The organism is Occallatibacter sp. (assembly GCF_035317045.1).
Taxonomy (GTDB): Bacteria; Acidobacteriota; Terriglobia; order Terriglobales; family Acidobacteriaceae; genus Telmatobacter.
In genome coordinates, this window is record NZ_DATHHT010000023.1 from 1 (window position 1) to 18,972 (window position 18,972).

General features: G+C 57.4%; 18 protein-coding genes. 7 read left to right on the forward strand and 11 right to left on the reverse strand.

The annotated features are described in order from the left end of the window. Positions 1–136 precede the first annotated feature (136 nt). Positions 137–1,630, reverse strand: coding sequence for a pilus assembly protein TadG-related protein (locus VK574_RS10315; RefSeq protein ID WP_472799762.1), 1,494 nt, complete (start codon positions 1,628–1,630; stop codon positions 137–139). Then, positions 1,627–2,118 carry a TadE family protein gene (locus tag VK574_RS10320; protein ID WP_472799763.1) on the reverse strand — a complete coding sequence of 164 codons (492 nt, stop codon included), beginning with the start codon at positions 2,116–2,118 and terminating at the stop codon, positions 1,627–1,629. The genes VK574_RS10315 and VK574_RS10320 overlap by 4 nt, the downstream gene beginning before the upstream one ends. A 495-nt stretch (positions 2,119–2,613) precedes the next feature. Here VK574_RS10320 and VK574_RS10325 point away from each other — a divergent pair, with 495 nt between their 5' ends. The 5 genes from VK574_RS10325 to VK574_RS10345 all read left to right on the forward strand — a co-directional run bounded on the left by VK574_RS10325 (position 2,614) and on the right by VK574_RS10345 (position 7,535). After that, on the forward strand, positions 2,614–3,636 hold the full coding sequence (locus tag VK574_RS10325) for a hypothetical protein (RefSeq protein ID WP_472799764.1): 1,023 nt from the start codon (positions 2,614–2,616) through the stop codon (positions 3,634–3,636). Between the two features lie 185 nt (positions 3,637–3,821). Next, the gene (locus tag VK574_RS10330; protein WP_472799765.1) at positions 3,822–5,162 is read left to right on the forward strand and encodes a pilus assembly protein TadG-related protein; all 1,341 of its coding nucleotides are present in this window, start codon (positions 3,822–3,824) and stop codon (positions 5,160–5,162) included. A 2-nt stretch (positions 5,163–5,164) separates the two neighbouring features. Continuing rightward, entirely contained in the window at positions 5,165–5,656 is a 492-nt protein-coding gene (locus tag VK574_RS10335) for a TadE/TadG family type IV pilus assembly protein (protein WP_472799766.1), read from the forward strand. Continuing rightward, entirely contained in the window at positions 5,653–6,213 is a 561-nt protein-coding gene (locus tag VK574_RS10340) for a TadE/TadG family type IV pilus assembly protein (protein WP_472799767.1), read from the forward strand. The genes VK574_RS10335 and VK574_RS10340 overlap by 4 nt, the downstream gene beginning before the upstream one ends. Before the next feature lie 50 nt (positions 6,214–6,263). Next, on the forward strand, positions 6,264–7,535 hold the full coding sequence (locus tag VK574_RS10345) for an MFS transporter (protein ID WP_472799768.1): 1,272 nt from the start codon (positions 6,264–6,266) through the stop codon (positions 7,533–7,535). Between the two features lie 22 nt (positions 7,536–7,557). On the opposite strand, the gene VK574_RS10350 is transcribed toward VK574_RS10345, so the two are convergent. Both VK574_RS10350 and VK574_RS10355 read right to left on the reverse strand, forming a co-directional pair. Beyond that, a complete protein-coding gene (locus tag VK574_RS10350; protein WP_472799769.1) occupies positions 7,558–8,181 on the reverse strand; it encodes a YbhB/YbcL family Raf kinase inhibitor-like protein in 624 nt (207 codons plus the stop codon). A gap of 86 nt (positions 8,182–8,267) precedes the next feature. Continuing rightward, positions 8,268–8,921 carry a flavin reductase family protein gene (locus tag VK574_RS10355; RefSeq protein WP_472799770.1) on the reverse strand — a complete coding sequence of 218 codons (654 nt, stop codon included), beginning with the start codon at positions 8,919–8,921 and terminating at the stop codon, positions 8,268–8,270. Positions 8,922–9,073: 152 nt separating this feature from the next. Between VK574_RS10355 and phoU the strand changes: the two genes are divergently transcribed. Then, entirely contained in the window at positions 9,074–9,745 is a 672-nt protein-coding gene (gene phoU, locus VK574_RS10360; protein ID WP_472799771.1) for a phosphate signaling complex protein PhoU, read from the forward strand. A gap of 137 nt (positions 9,746–9,882) precedes the next feature. On the opposite strand, the gene VK574_RS10365 is transcribed toward phoU, so the two are convergent. Beyond that, positions 9,883–10,122: a hypothetical protein gene (locus tag VK574_RS10365; protein WP_472799772.1), complete on the reverse strand. Its 240-nt coding sequence runs from the start codon at positions 10,120–10,122 to the stop codon at positions 9,883–9,885. 570 nt (positions 10,123–10,692) lie between these two features. Between VK574_RS10365 and VK574_RS10370 the strand changes: the two genes are divergently transcribed. Continuing rightward, positions 10,693–11,190: a DinB family protein gene (locus VK574_RS10370; RefSeq protein ID WP_472799773.1), complete on the forward strand. Its 498-nt coding sequence runs from the start codon at positions 10,693–10,695 to the stop codon at positions 11,188–11,190. A gap of 9 nt (positions 11,191–11,199) precedes the next feature. Here VK574_RS10370 and VK574_RS10375 read toward each other — a convergent pair whose 3' ends face one another. The 6 genes from VK574_RS10375 to VK574_RS10400 form a co-directional block, all read right to left on the reverse strand. Continuing rightward, on the reverse strand, positions 11,200–11,958 hold the full coding sequence (locus VK574_RS10375; protein ID WP_472799774.1) for an SIMPL domain-containing protein: 759 nt from the start codon (positions 11,956–11,958) through the stop codon (positions 11,200–11,202). A gap of 133 nt (positions 11,959–12,091) precedes the next feature. Further along, on the reverse strand, positions 12,092–12,883 hold the full coding sequence (locus VK574_RS10380) for a hypothetical protein (RefSeq protein WP_472799775.1): 792 nt from the start codon (positions 12,881–12,883) through the stop codon (positions 12,092–12,094). Positions 12,884–12,994: 111 nt separating this feature from the next. Next, positions 12,995–13,981 carry a bifunctional enoyl-CoA hydratase/phosphate acetyltransferase gene (locus VK574_RS10385; RefSeq protein WP_472799776.1) on the reverse strand — a complete coding sequence of 329 codons (987 nt, stop codon included), beginning with the start codon at positions 13,979–13,981 and terminating at the stop codon, positions 12,995–12,997. A 255-nt stretch (positions 13,982–14,236) separates the two neighbouring features. After that, complete coding sequence (locus tag VK574_RS10390) at positions 14,237–16,714, reverse strand: ABC transporter permease (RefSeq protein WP_472799777.1); 2,478 nt, start codon at positions 16,712–16,714, stop codon at positions 14,237–14,239. A 163-nt stretch (positions 16,715–16,877) separates the two neighbouring features. Next, on the reverse strand, positions 16,878–17,927 hold the full coding sequence (locus VK574_RS10395; RefSeq protein ID WP_472799778.1) for a methyltransferase: 1,050 nt from the start codon (positions 17,925–17,927) through the stop codon (positions 16,878–16,880). A 45-nt stretch (positions 17,928–17,972) separates the two neighbouring features. Next, entirely contained in the window at positions 17,973–18,854 is an 882-nt protein-coding gene (locus VK574_RS10400) for an SDR family oxidoreductase (RefSeq protein ID WP_472799779.1), read from the reverse strand. Between the last annotated feature and the right edge of the window lie 118 nt (positions 18,855–18,972).

Genomic DNA, 18,972 nt, shown 5'->3' on the forward strand with positions numbered 1-18,972 from the left:
GGCCAACGGGATGGAATCCCGATACCCGCAAGCCCCGGTAAGCGCTGAAGAAACGCACGATTCAAACAGATTTCAACTTGGCAGAAGCACAAATCCTCAATGAATTTGCTACAACACGGCGAATTTCAACGAGTTCCTAGGTTACGTTGTTGGGAATCAATCTGGGCCTGGTGAGTTGCGCGGAGATGTTGCCGAAGATCCCCGTCAAACTGAGGTTTGGATTGCTTGCCGAGGTGCATTGGCCCTTGTTCTGAGACGCTGTGGCGTCTGAATAGAAGTCGGGTGCATTGCTCGGCGACACGTACCCCGAAGACATCTGCGCCATGGCCTGACAAGGCGAGATGGAGAGACCGCCGGTGTCGGTGGAACAGCCCGAACTCGAGGCGCCGTAAGCGATCGAATACACCGTTGTTCCGTTTGCCGTAGCGTATTGCGCCGCGGTTATGGCCTGGTGGCATTGGTCATCAAGCGAGGGATAGGTGTTGCCATTGTGCCCGACATTCGTCCCCGGTGGGCTCTGCATTTTTCCGCTCGAGGCACTTGCATCACCGTCGCTGAGGATGATCATGATGTTGCGAGACCCCGGAGCCGCCGCCTTTGCAGCCACAAGCGATGACTGGGCGGCATAGATGGCTCCGGCGTAGTAGGTTCCGTCGCCGCCCACTGAGTCTATACCCGAGCAGGATCCTGTCGGTCCGCCAACACCGTTTACGAGGGACGAGGAGCTACTCAATGCTCCACCTACCTGGTTGGAAGAAGTCCAGTTGCTCGTATATGTGGTGAGCTGATAGGTGCCGGCCGTTCCTGTTGGAGCCGACCAAGTGGCTCCTTTAACGGGAGTAGTGTACGGAAGGATGGTTGGTGCGGTGCCGCTGCAATCGGTGTCATACGTCGTCGTATTCGCCTGGATGGTGGGGAACGTAAACAGGCTCACTTGATCATAAGGAACGCATGTCGCCGTCGATTTTGAAGTTGAGGCGCTGCAGGGCGCGAGAAGGCCCAGCATGGTTCTGACCCCCTGCAATGCGCAATAGATTCGTGTCTGTCCGCAGCTCGCGTCCGTGTCGTTGGTGTTCATGGATGCCGTAGCATCAACGACCATGGCAACGTTCACCTGGTCGTTCTGTCCGCTCGCCATGGTCGCGGACGCTGTTGATGTCAATTTGAGCGACTTGGCTGGGTTGATGCCGATGGCTGACAATACCCTGATAAAGAAGGTCGGGATGGTCGCGGTCTGTGTAACGTGAATTACGTTGTACCCAGTGTTCGAATCTTGGCAGGACGCCTGAACCATGTTGGAATCTGACACGCAACTGAAAGTCACGGATACTGTCGGACTGGGTAGATTGGTATCGAAGTTAGCACCGCCGGTCGTCGAGGCGTAAAGGCCAACCTGGGTAGTGACGCTACCCTGAGTCGCTGTTCCGTTGCCCAGTTCAACTGCGCCGGCAAGAGCTGCGGCGTCTGTCGATGCCTGGAGTTGCCGGTAGCAGACATAAGCGTGACCAAGATCGATGGAGAGGCCAGCAACGCCGATAATCAGCACGCTGAGAAACCCCATCCACGGGATAATCTGACCGCGCTCATCTACCAGAAAGCAGCCGAACAAGGAATGAACTCTCCGTTTCATTGAATGACCTCCGTGACCTGGGTAGTGACCGAACAGCTTCCTAGTTTGGTGTTATAGACAAAAAAGCTGCACGGATATGTCGCCTGAATCTGTGCCGGCCAACCTGTCTGTAACGCGGCGGCGCCGCCATTGCCCGCGGCTGTGCATGTAGGAGCTGTACCCTTTGTCCCGCCATAAATCGTGCCGCCGGTTACCGTACCACTGGTGTTCGAACCGCCCAGCGTGAAGGTGAGCGTCATGCTGGATTTTGCCAGGGCAGGCGCGGCCGCGTAGATGGCATTGGCCGTCGTTGCACAGGGATCTGTATCACCGCGCTCAAGCGCCATGACGCGACCGGCGTTGCTGACGGCCTCGCCAAGTTGGAGTTTCTGATAGAGAACGACGGAGAAGGAGAAGATGCCGGTCAGCATCGCGAGCATGATGGGCATGACAAGCGCCATTTCAACGAGTGCGCCGCCGTGGTCTCCACGAATCGAATGCCGAAGCATTCGAGTAGGTCTTGATCTTGATCCGAAAAGTTTGAGAGCAGCATGGGAAGGCGGAACGGCGCTAGGCGCCCAACCTGTGGCAGCAAAGCCTGGGACATACATCGTTGCCCTTTCATCTCAGGCTAGCGTCCGCCTCCAGAGGCGACGGTTGGAAGTGTCACCGCTGAACGCAAGCCTAAACGGATTCTAAGAGTGATCGACTTAATACGAAATGGCTCGAATGGGCAATTAGTACCTACCTCTTCCGTAACGAAGGAGTTCAAATCTGAGTACGAAAGTCCACTAATTCTCCCGCAAGGACCGGAATCAAGTAATCTTTGAAATTTCTTGCAATTCGATTCAGAGGGACCGACGATTTTGTGAAGAGGGCTCGAAGCGCATCGCGATTCAAAAGTACCGCCTTGTGCTGCGAAAGTTGTATTTGCAGTATGGCGAAGCGCACTTATGGTTTGTCTGGGCCCCTCTTGGTTGGTGACGGGTGGACTGGGTGAATGGATGCTTCCAGCCGACGCAGATCAAAATCCGACGCTCCCCGCCTCGGCATCGGACGACGCAGATGGACGTTCGCCAAAGAAAGACGAACAGTTTCGGGTTTATAACCGCTCCGGGGAAAACTTTCTCAGCTTAGAAGTCGCAATTTTCGACACGACTGCAGAACCCCTGAAGAGACTTTTTGATTTCCTCATCCACGGCTCCGATATCGGATTGTGGTTAAAACCCTACCGAGGTATTCCGGCTTCGCAGGGTGCCAAATATTTCGATCTGGTTTATCTCGACGAAGAGAACCGCGTCGCGTGGAACGTAGATCATTATCCCAATCCCCAATTCCTCGTATTAGAGGAGGAGCCGGCGAGCGCGCTGCTTCTGCCGGCGCACACCGTTTTTGCTTCGCAGCTTCGCTCAGGCGATCAACTTTCAATATGCGGCCTGTCGGAACTCGAGGGCATCCTGGAAACCCTCGCCATCACAGATGGGGATGCGCGCGCGCATGACGTGGAGATTGCGGAACAAACACAAACTGGCCGCAACGAATTTCTCCGATCGGACTCCGGCTCACACCGTGTGCCTGTGCAGCAGGTCGCGGACGTGGCTGAGTCGAAGCCGAAAAAAAGCCCTTCATTTGCCGCCAGGATGAAGAAGTGGTTTTCCTCGGAATCGGAGAGCAGCCAGCGATCGAACCGTAAGATTCTTCCGGGCCTGGTTGCGTATCACTGGAGCGGTGGGACGCCGCAACCCTACCAGCTCGGCAACATCAGCGAATCCGGATTTTTCCTCCTCACTGACGAACGCCCATATCCGGGAACCCTGATTCTCATGACGCTGCAAAGAACGGGGAGCAAAGGCGAGAAACTCGGGAATTCGATCGCGGTGTACTCGAAGGTGATTCGCTGGGGTCCTGACGGTGTGGGATTTGCATTCATTGTCAAGGAAAACGAAGACCCGAGAGAGGACGATCGCGCACCGGGAAAACTGGCATGCAGGAAGTCTCTGCAAGAGTTTCTGAAGAGAGCATCGTAGTTTGGAAATGTAGTTCAAAGATGAGTGGATTCGATTGTATGAGTCAGTCCAACTGACTTTGTAAACGGTGGGGAAATGGTCGGTCCCGCCGGGTTTCACCCTCTGGAGGACCATCACAGGCAGGCATGGTAGCCAAGCCGCCACAGCGACTCGACACGCCTTCGCGATTCGAGTAGGGAGTCACTGTGAGATTGCCAAAGGATGAAACAGGGCAGACGCTCGTGCTTGTCGCGTTGTGCATGACGCTCCTGCTGGCATTTATGGGGCTGGCGATTGACGTGGGCCTGCTGTTTCGCGCACGTCGCAACGCGCAAACGGCGGCCGATGCTGCTGCCATCGCTGCAGCTCTGGACTACAAATACAACAGCTCAGCCACATCTGCGAGGACCGCTGGAAAAGCGGCATCTTCTGCCAACGGGGTGACTGACGGCACAGGTGGCGCGACTGTCTCGATCAATATTCCCCCGAGCGTTGGGCCCTTCGCAGGGGAAAGCGGATTCATCGAGGCAATTGTCGTCGATCCAAGTCCGACAATCTTCATGAACATGCTCACGCATAAGAGTTCCCTAAACGTCGGAGCAAGGGCTGTTGCCGGAACCGGTTCGACGGACGGATGTATCTGGACACTCGCCAAGTCGGGCACGGACGTTTCGCTGACCGGCTCGGGCGCGATCACTGCGACCAATTGCGACATCTACGACGACTCCAGCAATACATCCACGGCGCTGACGTTGACTGGAAGCGGTTCGATAACGGCTCAGGAGATTGGCATCGTGGGCGGTTACAAGGAAACAGGCTCGGGGAGTATCAGTCCAACGCCAGTGACGGGAATTGCGCCTGCGGCAGACCCGCTTGCAGGACTGACGGCGCCTCCAATTCCAACGGGTACTTGCACATCCTGCGATAAAAGCTTCAGTGGCTCCAGCAACAATACATTGAGCCCCGGAACTTATCATTCGATCTCCAACACGGGAAGCGGCACGCTTACCCTGACCGCTGGGAATTACATCATCAACGGCGACCTGAAAAATACCGGCAGCGGAGGCCTGATTTTGGGAGCCGGGAATTACACGATCGGCGGGGACTTTACAACTACTGGCAGCGGTGCGCTGACAATTGGTTCTGGTCTATATATTGTCGGCGGCGATCTGTCACTGACCGGTTCGGGATCGCTGACCGGGGGATCCATCACCTTTTACACCGAAGGCAGCACGACCGTGACGGGAAGCGGCAACATGAATCTTACGGCGCCGACTTCAGGAACCTACAACGGTGTGCTGTTCTTCCAGTCACGAACCGATTCGAGCGCATTTAAGCTGACCGGTTCCGGCGGGGACAAAATCCAGGGAATCCTTTATGCACCGGATTCGCCTCTGACTTTGACCGGGTCGGGCAGCATGAATGTGTCACTGGACATGATCACAGATTCCATGACCGTTACCGGAAGCGGATCCATCAAAGACACGAATTATTCAGTGGTAGTCAACCCCAATTCTGTTCTTTCAAAACTTGCACTTGTGGAGTGAAGATGAAGACTTTGGTTTTTCGTGATTCGAAGGTCGTGCGCTCCTTTTCGCGGGCTGCAGTGCGGACAAAATGCGATGCGGGAAGCGCGCTTGTGGAGTTCGCACTGACGCTGCCAGTACTTGTCGCGATGATCTTGGGAGCAGTTGAACTCGGATGGGTGACGTACGGGTCGATTGAGGTAATGAATGCCGCGAGGGCAGGTGCTTCTTATGGCTGCCAGAATTCGACCGCGGCAGGGGATACGACGGGAATACAGAACACCGCCGCGCTGGACGCACCGGATATACCTTTAGGAACGACAACCGTCAACACCTCGTGCATCTGCTCGAATGGAACGGCCTCCACATGCCAGCCAACGGACTGCTCCGGTTCGAGCATTGAGACAATTCTCACGGTGAATACCCAAGCCACTGTAACTCCGTTATTTCGTGTGCCGGGACTGCCGACAACGCTTACGCTTCACGGAAAAGCCGTGGAAAAGGTGCTGCAATGATAAAAACAGCGCACCTGACGCGAGAGACAGGCATTCTGATGCAAAGAGATTGGGAACATCTCAACCGCATCAGCTTTTCGATTGGTGAGCAACACATTCATGGTGCGAGCGGCGATGAAGGGTCAGCCATTGTGGAGATGGCCGTTGTGAGTTCGCTCCTGTTTGCGGTTCTGTTTGGAATCATCGAGCTGTCGCTGGCACTGTATACCTACAACTATGTTTCGGACGCCGCAAGGGAAGCGACACGGTATGCCATTGTTCGTGGATCGGCATGCACTCAACTCACCAACTGCGGAGTGACTTCAGCGCAGGTTCAGAGTTATGTGCGGAGTCTGGGATATCCTGGAATGACTTCCACAAACACGACTGCGACAACGACATGGTACAGCCCGAGTTCTGCTCCCCCCACGACGTGGACGGCATGCGGAACGCCGTGCAATGCGCCGGGCGACGCAGTGCAAGTGAAAGTCACTTACAGTTTTCCTCTGAGCATTCCGTTCGTTCCCAAATCGACGCTCAGTCTCAAGAGCACGTCGTTAATGGTGATTGCCAACTAGGCGAAATCTGCCGCTTCCTGATACTCGACACGTGTTGTATCCTCCCGCTAATGTCGTTCCTTCGCGATTTCCAGCGACTGAGTTCGTCGCAGCGTCACACGTTTGTCGCGTCTTTCCTTGGATGGACGCTGGACAGCCTTGATTTCTTTCTGCTGATCTTCTGCGTGAAGGCGATCTCCGCGGACTTCCACGCCAAGCCGTCGGATGTGCTGAGCGCCGTATTTTTGACGCAGGCCTTTCGTCCTGTTGGCGCGCTGGTATTCGGGATGCTGGCCGATCGGTATGGCAGACGGCCGGTGTTGATGTTCAACATTTTCAGCTTTTCGGTGATCGAGTTGGCCTGCGCGTTTGCGCCCTCACTGGGCGTACTGCTGGTTTTGCGCGCGCTGTTCGGCATCGCCATGGGCGGCGAGTGGGGGGTGGGTGCGGCGCTGGCTTTTGAGACGCTGCCCACAGAGGGTCGCGGCGGCTTCTCGGGAATTCTACAGGAGGGCTATGCGTTCGGATCGATCCTGGCTTCGGCGGCCTATGCGCTTCTGTTTGCGGGGACGCACTGGCACGGGATGACCATCCTTCCGGCAATCGGTTGGCGCGGGCTGTTCATGCTGGGGGCGAGCCCGGCGCTGCTGGTGTTCTATGTGCAGGCGCGGGTGGAGGAGTCGCCGGTGTGGCTTGCCGCAGATCGCAAGCGGCGGTCCGATCCACCTGGTGAGTCTTATGCAAAGAAGATTGCGTCGCTCAAGGCATTCGTGCCGACATTTCTTTTCCTGATCGTGCTGATGACGGCGTTCATGTCGTTTTCGCATGGGACGCAGGATGTGTATCCGACGTTTCTCCAGGTACAGATCGGGTTGTCGCCGAGCGTGGTGGGGACGATCGGAGTGATCTACGGATTTGCGCAGATCCTGGGCGGATTCGTCTTCGGGACGCTCTCGGAGAAGTGGGGCCGCAAGCGCGCGATTATCACGGCCGCGCTGCTCTCGCTGCTGGCAATACCGGCGTGGGCTTATGGGCACTCGGCAGTGACACTGGCTATCGGCGCCGTGGTAATGCAGTTCATGGTGCAGGGTGCGTGGGGAGTGGTGCCTGCGTATCTCGCCGAATTGACGCCCGCACCGGTGCGCGCGACTGCGCCGGGACTGGCGTATCAGCTTGGCGGACTGGTGACTTCGTGGAATGCGAATGCGCAGTCGCTGGCGGCGGAGAAGTGGGGAAGCTATCGGAATGTGCTGGCGATTACGGTGGTGATTGTGGCGCTGTCCCTGGCGCTGCTGGCTTCGCTGGGCCATGAGGTGAAGGGCAAGGATATGGCGGCGGACTGATGAACTCACGAGCAGTTGGTCGTTAGCGGCTGTAACGTGCCATGAGTTTGCCGCGAGCGACGACGTGGGTGTTCATGGCGTCTTCAACCTGGGCTCGAGTTGCGCCGGCGGGCAGATCGAGGGTCGAGTTGAGCGCAAAGAGATCGAAGAAGTAGCGGTGGGTTGAGCGGCGCGGCGCGCAGGGACCCGCGTAACCGATTTTAGCGAAGTCGTTGCGTCCCTGGCGCGAGCCGTCGGCAAGTTGATCCTGTTTTGGGATATTTTCGGGGAGGCTCTTTGCACTGGCAGGCAGGTTAAACAACACCCAATGGGTGAATGTGTGCGCATCGGGATCAGTCACGGTGAGAACCAGGCTTTTGGTATTTGACGGCGGAGCAGTCCAAGCAAGTGCCGGAGAGGTGTCTTCGCCGTCGCAGGTGAACGCCCTGGGAAATTGGCCGTCCTGCAAACTGCTGCTGGAGAGCACAAGAGCAGCGTTCGGTTCGGCGCCTGCAGTTGCCACTGGTTCTCTCACCGGATCGCTGTGGCGACATCCGGCGAAGAAGGGCGCGGCCAGCAAAAGAGCGAGAAGCAGCAGAATGCGCGCCATGAGCCCCGCGGAATAGTCGATCAACCTGGAAGGGAGAGCCGATTCGCAGAGGTGCATCAGCAGGCCTCCTTTGTCGTTGCCCTTGGTGGGCCTGACGATCGTGGGGACCAGTATAGTCTTGCGGGCGGCGCAGATGTGGCCTGCTATTTCGGACGGATGAGTTCGATGCGATCGCGGGTGCGCACCCAGGTGTTGCCGGCCATGCGGCCAACGGCGTCGAGACCGGCGGGGTCGACGCGGAAGTCTTCGATCAAGTCTTCGCGGACGTGGAAGCGGACCACTTCTCCAAGCACGACAACGCCGCTCGCTGGCTTATCGCCCGTGTAGATGATCTGCGTAACGCGGCACTCCATCTGTGCCGGCGACTCGGCAACACGCGGCGCCATTACTGCTTCACTCTTGAGCGGGGTCAAGCCGGAGAGTTTGAATTCGTCCACTTCAGGGGCGACATTGGCAGCGGTCATGTTGGTTTGCGCGGCGATGGCATCGCTGACAACGTTGACAACAAATTCACGAGTCTCTTCCACATTGCGGAGAGTGTCTTTGCGCTCCCCGGCTCGATCTTCGTTACCGGGCCGCAATGCTGGGCAAAACAATACTGTAGGCGGCGCGGCGCCAACGCCGGCGAAAAAGCTGAAAGGCGCAAGGTTCACATTTCCGGCGGCATCGACGGTGGAGACCAACGCGATGGGGCGGGGAACGATGATCCCGACCATCAGCTTGTAGATCTGCCGTTGGGGGTGTTGGGCGGGATCGAAGCTCAGCAGTGACTTTCGTGTCGAACTTGAATCACTCATTCTGTTAGCCTAGAACACCGGACTCCAGCGTGGGCGACGGGTTGGATTGGTGACCTTGGCGCGCAAGCCGTGTCAAATCAGATGCTGCAAGGGAAATTTGTCACCCCTTAACATGGGCTGATGCACAATGGTCTTTAGGAGAAAAACGGGCCGTGCCGCGAATTCACTTTCAAATTCAGCTTGCTGAACTCAAAGACAAGCTGCTTGCCATGGCTGCCCTGGCGCAGCAGGCGGTGGAGTCCGCGGTCGACGCCTACATCCTCCGTGACCAGAACCTGTGCCTATTCGTCAAGCAGAACGAGACGGCGATCGACTCCGCCCAGCGCGAACTGGACGAGATGGCGTATGAATTGCTCGCCAAGGAACAACCGATGGCGATCGATCTGCGCTTCATTCTTGCAGTGATCAAGATCAATGGCGACCTTGAACGCATTGGCGACCAGTCGATGGGGATTTCGCGGCGCACGCGCGACATTATGAAGACCGAGCCGGCGGAACTGCCGGTGGACTTTACGGCCATGGGCGAGGTGGCTGGACGGATGATCCGAACGGCGATCCTGTCGCTGCTGGAAGGCGACGCGCGACTGGCCGATGCGGTGCGCGAAATGGACGACGAGATCGATCGCATGAATCGCCGGGCGCAGTCTGACCTGCTGAAGATGATCCAGGAGCAGCCGAAGTTTACGCAGCAGGCGATGAACGGGCTGATGGTTTCACGGAGCCTGGAGCGGATCGCTGACCACGCCGCCAATATTGCGACTGACGTGATCTTCTGGATTCGCGGCGCTGATGTGCGCCACCAGCTTAGCCTGTCGATGGACTGAAGCCGTTTCGCATACATCAGCGGCCTTCAGATACCCATATCTGCGCGGTAAGTATGTTTAGCTCAGAGGCTTACCGAGTCGGGACTTACCCGCCAACCGTCGCTTCGAGCTGCCGGGTTTAGAACGGACCGAAGGAATTATTGCTTTGGCCCCACTGGATTGCTTCGCTCCTTGGATTTCCGCGCAATGGCCTCGACCACTGCTTCAAGAATCCATTCACTGGGTGTTTGTCCGCTCGACTTCGCCGCGGCCGTAACTTTCTTCAATACTTCCGGCTGAAGGGCGATTTCCACCATTTCCTCCGCGTCTTGAATACTCGGTACCGTCCGGTGCCTATCCGGTTTGAGGTTCCGCACATTGTTCGACACTGCAGCCATTGCGCTGTTCTCCTGTCCAGAGGGCCTATCAGTTTTTATTGAATCACGGTCCGGGTACGAAGGTCGATCATCGCCACATCCAACCAAACGCAAACCAAACCTGTCCTGGCGATTGAAGTGCGTTGCCTTGGCAAGCCGAACAAAAGTTCAATGAGTGGCGAGTCAATCCCGAAGTGGTCATCGAGATCTAAGGTTCGTTCCGTTTGCACGAGAATAATGTACAAACCGGTCACTTTCTATCGGGGAATGTCTTATTTTTTTGATTTCTTTTTGCACCTGACAACCGCAGTTCTTTTGGAGCGCTGGAGTTACCGGGCGGGTGAGTCGTTGCGAATGCGGGCTGAGTATTTTGCTTCCTCCCTGATACGAAGTGTTCGAGCGGCGACGCCATTCAAATACTAGTGGCAACCATCAGCCAACAATGAGTGCACCTTAGCCACTGCCCCGCAACGGCCAATTGCGTAAGTCCTTATCGGGTGAATCGCTTTAGCGACCAATTATACTCAGGCACGAATAGCAATTTCTCCGATACTATTTTTCCTATTAGAAACAGCTTCAGAGGACGAAGACATGCCTGACACACCCGACTATCTATTGCGAATTCGGCGGCATCGATCGGGCAAAGATCCGTTGGAGGCGCAGGCACAAACGCCAAATATTCTGGCGGAACTCGTTGGCAAGGTCTCTGACGCACGGCTCACAGAACGACCGGGTCCCGGCAAGTGGTCGATCGGGGAGATTCTTGCGCACCTTGCCGAAGACGAGATTGCAACAGCATGGCGTTACCGCCAGATAGTGGAGCATAGCGGCATTGAACTGGCCGAGTTCGATCAGGATCTCTGGGCGAAGATCGGCAACTACGGCGGGCGTGTTCCTCAAGAATCCCTGACGTTGTTCAAGCTGCTGCGCGGCGCAAATCTGGAATTCCTGCGCGGACTGAGCGCGGAGCAGTGGGACTGTTTCGGGATCCACGCCGAGCGAGGCCGCATCACCGTTATGGATCTGGCTGCTCACATGGCCGGCCACGACGCCAATCATATTGAGCAAATTCGACGGATCCTGGGCTGAGTCCGGGTGTCATTCGATGGCGAATACGGCATAGAACGAGACGGTGCACTCTATGCGTCGTGAATTGATTGCCAGCGGCTGGTTTCCGTTCTGTATGCCAGAAATGACTCCGGTTCCCATTCCAAATCGATCTGCAGCGAACGCTGGTCCGCCGTAAGAATCCGGTGTCTGATTTTGCGCCACACTGATGAGTTGACCGAGGCGGACGTCGGACTTCTGCACGATCTGCTGGGCAAGCGCGCGGGCCCCGGCAACCGCTTTGGCTGATGCCTCTGCCTGTAGAGTGCCAGGGTCCTGGACAATCCATTCGATCCATCCGCTTTCGTTTGCTCCGGCGTTGATTGCAGTGTTCAGTGCCCCGGCCGCATCGTCGGGTTTTACGCGAATGATCCAACTCTGCAGGGCGGTGAACTGGCGATTTCGCCACTCATCCGTGTTCGTTGGGTACTGCTGATATTCATACTGAGGAGTGTGCTGGAGGATCTGGCTGGTGCTTTCAATGGCGCTCTTCGGAATACCGGAACGCGTCAAGGCGTTCATGACGGCACTGGATGTCTCCGTGGCATTCGCATAGACAGCTTTCGCATCTGCGCCGTAGAGCTTATATCCAACGCGCACAATTGCGAGATCGGCATCTGCGTTGACTCTGCCGATGCCAGTCACGGAGATGGTTCGCTTGTCAGGGCAGGTATTGCACTGAGCGAAGGACGAGGAAGGGACTCCTGACAGAACAGACAGGAAGAGAATTGAGCTGACGATCAAGCGCATACGGGAATCTCTCCTTGAAACGCAGGTGTTTGACGTTCTATAGAATCGCAAGTGAGTTTCTCACGCGTGTCCACCCCATCGACCAGGACCTGTCATTGGGGACCCCGCACCTGGGGCAGAGGCAATTTCTGGGCTACTTCTTCAGACCTGCGAAGCCGTCGGGCCATTGATGCGCTACGGCGCCGGACGCATCGAGAAACTGCATGGTGGGGGTTCCGTCCGCGGCGACGCGCAGCAGGATGCGTGTGCGGCCTTCGGGATCGCGCAGGCGCAAGTCGGCGGACTTGTCGGGATCGCGTTCGATGGAGGCGCGAGGGTGCAGCTTGATCGGATACTTCGCCTTGAGATCCGCGAGGGTTCTTTGCTTTTCAGGACCGTCGGGCATGGCCATGGCCTGCTGATATTTCGAGTAGACTTCGGGCGTCATCAGAGTGACGTTGTTGTCGTTGATCTGGTAACTGCTGGCGCGTTGCTCGCCCTCCTGGTATGTATCGAGAGACAGTGTCTGGTCCTGCTCGTATTCATCAAAACTCAAGTGGCCGAAGGAGTGGAGCGATCCATCCTTGTCCTTGTAGCCGCCGATCAGCAAGCCGCCGTTCTCGCTGCCCTCGTCGTTGATGAAGAGCATTCCCGCCGAATCGCGGCGGTCGGGGCGCGCGAACTCCTTTGCGTGGTAGAAGGAGCCGGGATATTCGGCCTTGTCCGCAATGATCAGGCGAGGCGTGCCATCCGGCTCAACAATGTTGATGCGATGGACGGTGATCTGGTCGAAGTCCGCACGTTGTCCCGCTTTCTGTTCAGCGGCAGAGACGCGGCTCGATGCAAAGACTCCGCGCGCGAGTCCGAAATACACTGTGCAAACAAAAACGATCGTCAGTACGCAGGAATAGATTGCGAGAAAGCGCGTATTCGAAATCAGTCTCATCCTTTTTAGGATGCGAAGCCCGCATTTGCGTTGCTGGTTTAGAGGGACGCAAAAAAGGCGCCGTTTCCGCTTGGAAATGGCGCCCTCGATCGACTGTGAATGGTTGAAAGGTTATGCGATCTCGACCGGGTGGGTTGCGTAGTGGAGCAGGCAGGCTACGGCGCAACTGGTGAGGCGCGTTTCGGCAGAGTCTGCGCGGCTGGTGAGGATGACAGGTACGCGAGCGCCAAGGACGATGCCGGCAAGCTGCGCGCCGCCGAGGTATTCGAGCTGCTTGGCGAGCATGTTGCCGCTCTCAAGGTCGGGGACGACGAGAATGTCAGCCTGTCCCGTAACCGGCGATTGAAGGTGCTTGATCTCCGCAGCATGGGCGCTGACAGCGGTATCGAAGGCCAGCGGCCCATCGAGGATGCCTCCGGTAATCTGGCCGCGATCGGCCATCTTGCACAGCGCGGCTGCTTCCATCGTGGAAGGTATCTTCGGGTTTACGGTTTCGACGGCGGAGAGCAGTGCGACCTTGGGCTCGGGAATGCCGAGGGCATGGGCCAGGTCGATGGCATTCTGCACGATGTGAATCTTATCTTCGAATTCGGGCTTGATGTTGATGGCGGCGTCGGTGATGAGGAGGGTGCGCGCATAGGCCGGCGTATCCATGACAAAGACGTGCGTAATGCGGCGCGAGGTGCGCAGGCCGGTATCGCGATGCATGGCGACCTTCATCAACTCGTCGGTGTGCAGGCTACCCTTCATCATGGCCTGGGCGCTTCCGCTGCGGCACATGCTGACGCTGATCTCGGCGGCCTTCACTTCGCTGTCCGCATCGAGGATGGGGTACTGCGAGATGTCGACGCCAATTTCCGCGGCCAGGGCTCGCATAGCGGCTTCGTCACCGATGAGCGTGGGCTTGATGAGGCCTTCCTCCGCGGCTTCAGTGGCGCCTCGGAGCGCGACGTCTGAAAGTGGCCAGCAGACGGCGGTGGTGATCGCGGGCAGCGATTTGCAGCGGTCCAGAAACTTGTGAAAGACGTGGTAATCGGCAGGGTGGCCGACCAGCGGATCGACGACAACTGCTTCGGCAAGGGGGGCAAGATCGCTCATCGTGTTCATTCTCCATGGCCGGGGCAGGATTCGGAGCCGTTCGGCCTGACGCTTTCATTCTTACCCGGCAGCGGAAAATGGGGTGTGCGGAAGGTCACACCACGGCTCGAGTTGCGCAATGCGGTATTGGGAAGGAGCAGGGAACTAGGGACTTAGGGACTAGGGACCAGGGATAACTCGAAGGTCCAGAGGTGTCCTCCATCCTAACCGCAAGGGAGCGGTTAGGATGGGGCAGCCAGATTTGATGCTTTCTACTTATTCAGCTCGGAGGGCGGTGACGGGATTGACCTGGGCTGCGCGGCGTGAAGGCAGGTAGCAGGCTATCCAGGCGATTGCAATCACAACGACGGTGGCAAGCGAATATGTCCAGGGATCCATGGGGCTGACCTTGAACAGGATCGACGCCATGAAGCGCATGGTGGCAAAGGCAGCGCCTACTCCGAAGACCGCGCCGATGGCCGCCAGCAACAATCCCTGCCTGACAAACATCCCCGTGAGTGTGTCGCGCTGCGCTCCGAGAGCCATGCGAATACCAATCTCGCGCGTGCGCTGTGAAACCGCGTAGGAGATCACGCCGTAGATGCCGACGATGCCCAGCAGCAGGGCCATGCTTCCGGCGACGCAGAGCATCACCAGCGTGAAGGATGTGCGCGCCATCGACTTGGTGTAGAGTTCTTCAACTGTGACGGGTTCGGCCAGGGGCAGGTCTCCGTTAATCGACCATACTGCCTGCTGCACCTGGCTCAGGAATGCGGCTGAGCCCGCGCGCGGCGAGCGAATGACAAACGATACGCCGCGGTGGACGTCTTCCGGCTGCCCTTCAAATTTGGCCAGCAACACCGGCCAATAAATCGTTGTCGGCGGCTTCTGGCTCACACCGTCGTAGTAGACGTCCTTGGCGACGCCGATGATCTCGCGCCAGTCGTCCGTATTTCCTACGCGAATGTGTTTGCCGAGCGCGTTTTCGGCAGTGCTCCAGTACTCGCGCGCCATGTTTTCCGATACCAGTGCGACTGGACGCTTCTCGTAAGTCTCAGCCCAGGTCAGGTCGCGCCCTGCAACCAACGGCGTGCCCATGGCGGAGAAGAATCCGGGAGACACCCAGACGAAGCGCCGGATCGGCGGGATCTCATTATCTCGATAGGTGCGATCCTGCGCGAACAGAACATCGTTTGAATTGTTTCCATCCATAGGAACATGCGTAGAAAAAGCTACTGAGGAGACGTTGGGAATGGCGGCAAGCTTGTCGGCAATCGCCTGCTCCATGTGAACCACGTTGGCTCTTTGAGTTTCGGGGACGGTCGTTTCAGGAACATAGATGCGGAATTTCAGAAGTGTTGTGGGATCGGCGAATCCCGGGGACACATTTGCCAGTGCCTTGAATGTGCGAATCATCAGGCCGGAGCAAATCAGCAATACAAGCGCTAGAGCCACTTGCACAACCACCAGCACTTTGCGTGCGCGATGCCGTTCGCGGCTCTGGCTCAAAGCGCGTCCGCCTTCGCGCAGGCCGGTATTGATCTGCACTCCAGAGTACTTGATTACCGGAAGCAGGCCGATCACCATGCTGACAAAGAGCGCTGTCCCGGCGGCAAACAACAGAACAGGAAAATCGATTCCGATCTCGTGAAGTCGAGGCAGGCCTGTGGGAGCGGCCGCGACCAGCACGCGCAGTGCTCCAAAGGCCAGGGCGAGGCCGATTACGCCGCCGGTAACTCCCAGGACCGCGCTCTCGAATAACAGGCCCATCGTGATGTTGGCGCGCCCTGCGCCAAGAGCTGAGCGGACTGCCAATTCCTGTCGGCGGCCTTCAACGCGCACCAGCAGAAGATTGGCAACATTGGCGCATGCAACCAGAAGCACCACGACAATCGAGCCCATCAATACCCAGAGGACATTTCCCACATCCCCCACTACATCCTGTTTGAGGGTGTGCAGGTTGGCGCTGATTTTGACTTTGTCGAAGAGCGCTGCACTGAATCCATCGGGCGCCGGAAAACCGTGATTTGCGATCGGCAGCAGGCGATCGATATCCGCATTAGCCTGCTTCAAGGTCACTCCGGGCTTCAGGCGGGCGATTCCGGTAAAGCTGAAGTTGCCGAGCTTCACCTTGCTGCGGTCCAGTTGCATGGGCAAAAACAGCGCGGCGTCGTAGTTGTCCATAAACTCGAAATTACGGGGCAGCACGCCAATGATTTCGCGGTTCGTGCCATCGATATTGAGGGTGCGGCCGACGACGGAATCGCTGCCGCCGAATTTCTTCTGCCAGTAGTTGTAGGAAAGAATGACCGTCTTGGGCGCGCCGGCGGTGTCATCTCGGCGGGTGAAAAGCCTTCCTAAAACCGGTCGTGCGCCTACCAGCGGAAGGGTCCCATCGGTGACGTCCATGCCTGTCACGTGCTCCGGTTGCCCCACGCCCGTGATGGTATTGGAATCTCCGTTGTACATGCCGACGTCTTCAAAGCTCGTGCTCTGTTCACGATCGATGAAGTAGAGATAGGGCGCCATGTTCAGGCTGTCAAAGCCGATCGCCGGTGCGGAGTGCCAGATACCGACGAGGCGATCTGCCTGCGGGTAAGGCAAGGGCTTCAAAAGCACGCCTTCAACAACGCTGAAGACGACCGTATTTGCCCCGATGCCGACGGCCAGCGTAATCAGCGTGATCGTCGTGAACAAAGGCGCTCGTGAGAGCCTCCTGAAGACTTGTTTGAGCTGATCCTTGAAGAACGCCATGGCTGGCTCCCTGACCTGCGGGGGATGCGCGGACTTCCGCACGCAGCCGCGACGAGCATGCGGCCGTAAGAAAGGGTACGGCTCGATCCGGTGAAAAGTTCGCAGAATTGTGACGAAGCGGAACGTTGGCAGGACAAATCGGCTTGTCCCACCAGCCGGGGGTCTACTTGATGCCGACGACCATGGAGTCGGGGCCGACTAGATGCTCGACACGGGTTTCGCGGAATCCGGCCTCCTTCATCCAGCCAATGCAATCGGCGCCGGTGTAGTCGAAGCCGCCGGGGGTTTCGATCAGCATGTTCAGGCTCATCATCAGACCAAATGCGTTGGTTCGCCTGTCGTCATCGATGATGGAGTCGTAGGCAATAAACGCGCCGCCTTCGGGGATGGCTTCGTATGCCTTACGGATGAGCATTTTTTTCTCGTCGAGGTTCCAGTCGTGGAGGATATGTCCCATCAGGATGACGTCGACCTTGGGCAACGGATCTGCGAAGAAGCTGCCGGGCCTGAAGCTGACCCGCGAGGACAGGCCATTGTGCTCGACGTACTCTTCAAAAATCGGAGCTACTTCAGGAAGGTCGAAGCCGGTGCCGGTAATGTGAGGATTCTTCAATGCGACCTGTACGATGAGATCGCCCTGCGCCGTGCCGCAATCGGCAGCGGTTTTGTATTTGCTCCAAGGGAACTTGCCCGCGATGGTGATGTTAGCGCCGTGGCTGATGCCGGTCATGGCGCGCAGAAAGCCTTTGAGCCGGGTGGGATCGGCGTAGAGCGCGGCAAACGGCTCTACTTCTCCTGAGGCTTCATTCTGGTTTTCGCCGGTACGGATGGCCGTGGTGAGATGCCGCCAATGATGGTAGAGACGCTTGTTGGCCATCTCGAGGATTCCACCGAGGTACGACGGCTTGTGCTTGTCGAGGAAGAGATCGCTCGAAGACGTGTTGCGATAGTGGCCGTTCTCGCGCTCAAGGAAACCGAGGGCGACGAGGGCATCGAGAAAGTCGCGCGAGGAGCGGGGGTGGAGGCCGAGACGGCCGGTCAACGCGTCAAGGCTCTCAGGGCCCTTGGCGAGTTCGGTGAAGACTTCCATCTCGACGGCGCTAAGCAATGTTTTCGAGGCCCAGAAGGCGAGGCCGGTTTGCAGTATGTGATCGGGTGAGGGAATCGAGCCTGTTGGATTCGCTGCGGGCGCGGTTGCTGTTTCGGACATCATTTATGACCTCTTTGAGATTTTGTTTGGTACGGAATGTTGAGTGTTTCAGGCTTCAACTTGCTCTGTTTCGGATTGCGCGACCGGAGCGAACGCCTTTTGTATACCCTCGAAGAACGCGCTTTCGTCGGACCCGTGCAGTTCAATCCACATTTCATCTGATAACTGCTTGCGCCAGTTAACCAGGCCGGCAGCATCGGGCCCGGCCAGGTGACGCAACTGCGTGGTACCGCTCTCAAAAACGTCGAGTATCTTCTGCGCAACAAGGCTGGGCGGAATTGGATTTTTGAGCGATGCGGTGAAGACAGCCGAAAATCGCGCGAGGTGGGGATAGATTGACGCGCTTGCGGCGTTGCCGAGCCGTCGTGCCATGGAAGTATCGATGATTCCGGGCTCGATGATGGCGACACGGACGTTGAAGGGTTTCATCTCGCAGGCAAGACCTTCGCTGAGGGCTTCAAGCGCCCACTTGGAGGCGCTGTAGGCGGTGAGCGGCGGGTTGGAGAGTATACCCGCGACTGAAGTGATGTTGATGATGCAGCCGCCGCAACGTTTCCGCATCTCAGGGATCAGAGCCTGGATGCAGCGGAGCGCACCGAAGTAGTTGGTTTCCATGGAGGCGCGAAACTCCGATAATGAAAGTTCCTCGATGGAACCGGCGCGTTCGATCCCGGCGTTGTTGACAAGAATGTCGATCTGGCCGTGGTCATTTCGAATCGCGGCGATTGCAGAACTGACGGACGAATCGGAATCCACATCCATCTTGAAGATGTGAATAGGCAAGTGCTCGCTGGCTGCGATCTGACCGAGTTCAGGGGAATCAGACGGGCTGCGCATCGTAGCGAAGACGGTGTGTCCGGCTCGGGCGAAGGCGAGGGCAGTTTCGAAGCCGATTCCTTTGCTGGTTCCGGTGATGAGTACCGATGGCATGGAGCCTCCTGGTATTTCTTCAGCGATTAATGAGAGGGAGAAGCCATGTGGGTAGGCAAACCGTAAATTGCAAAGGCATGGACGGTCAATTGAATTGTCAGGAATGCAGCGAGCGGTC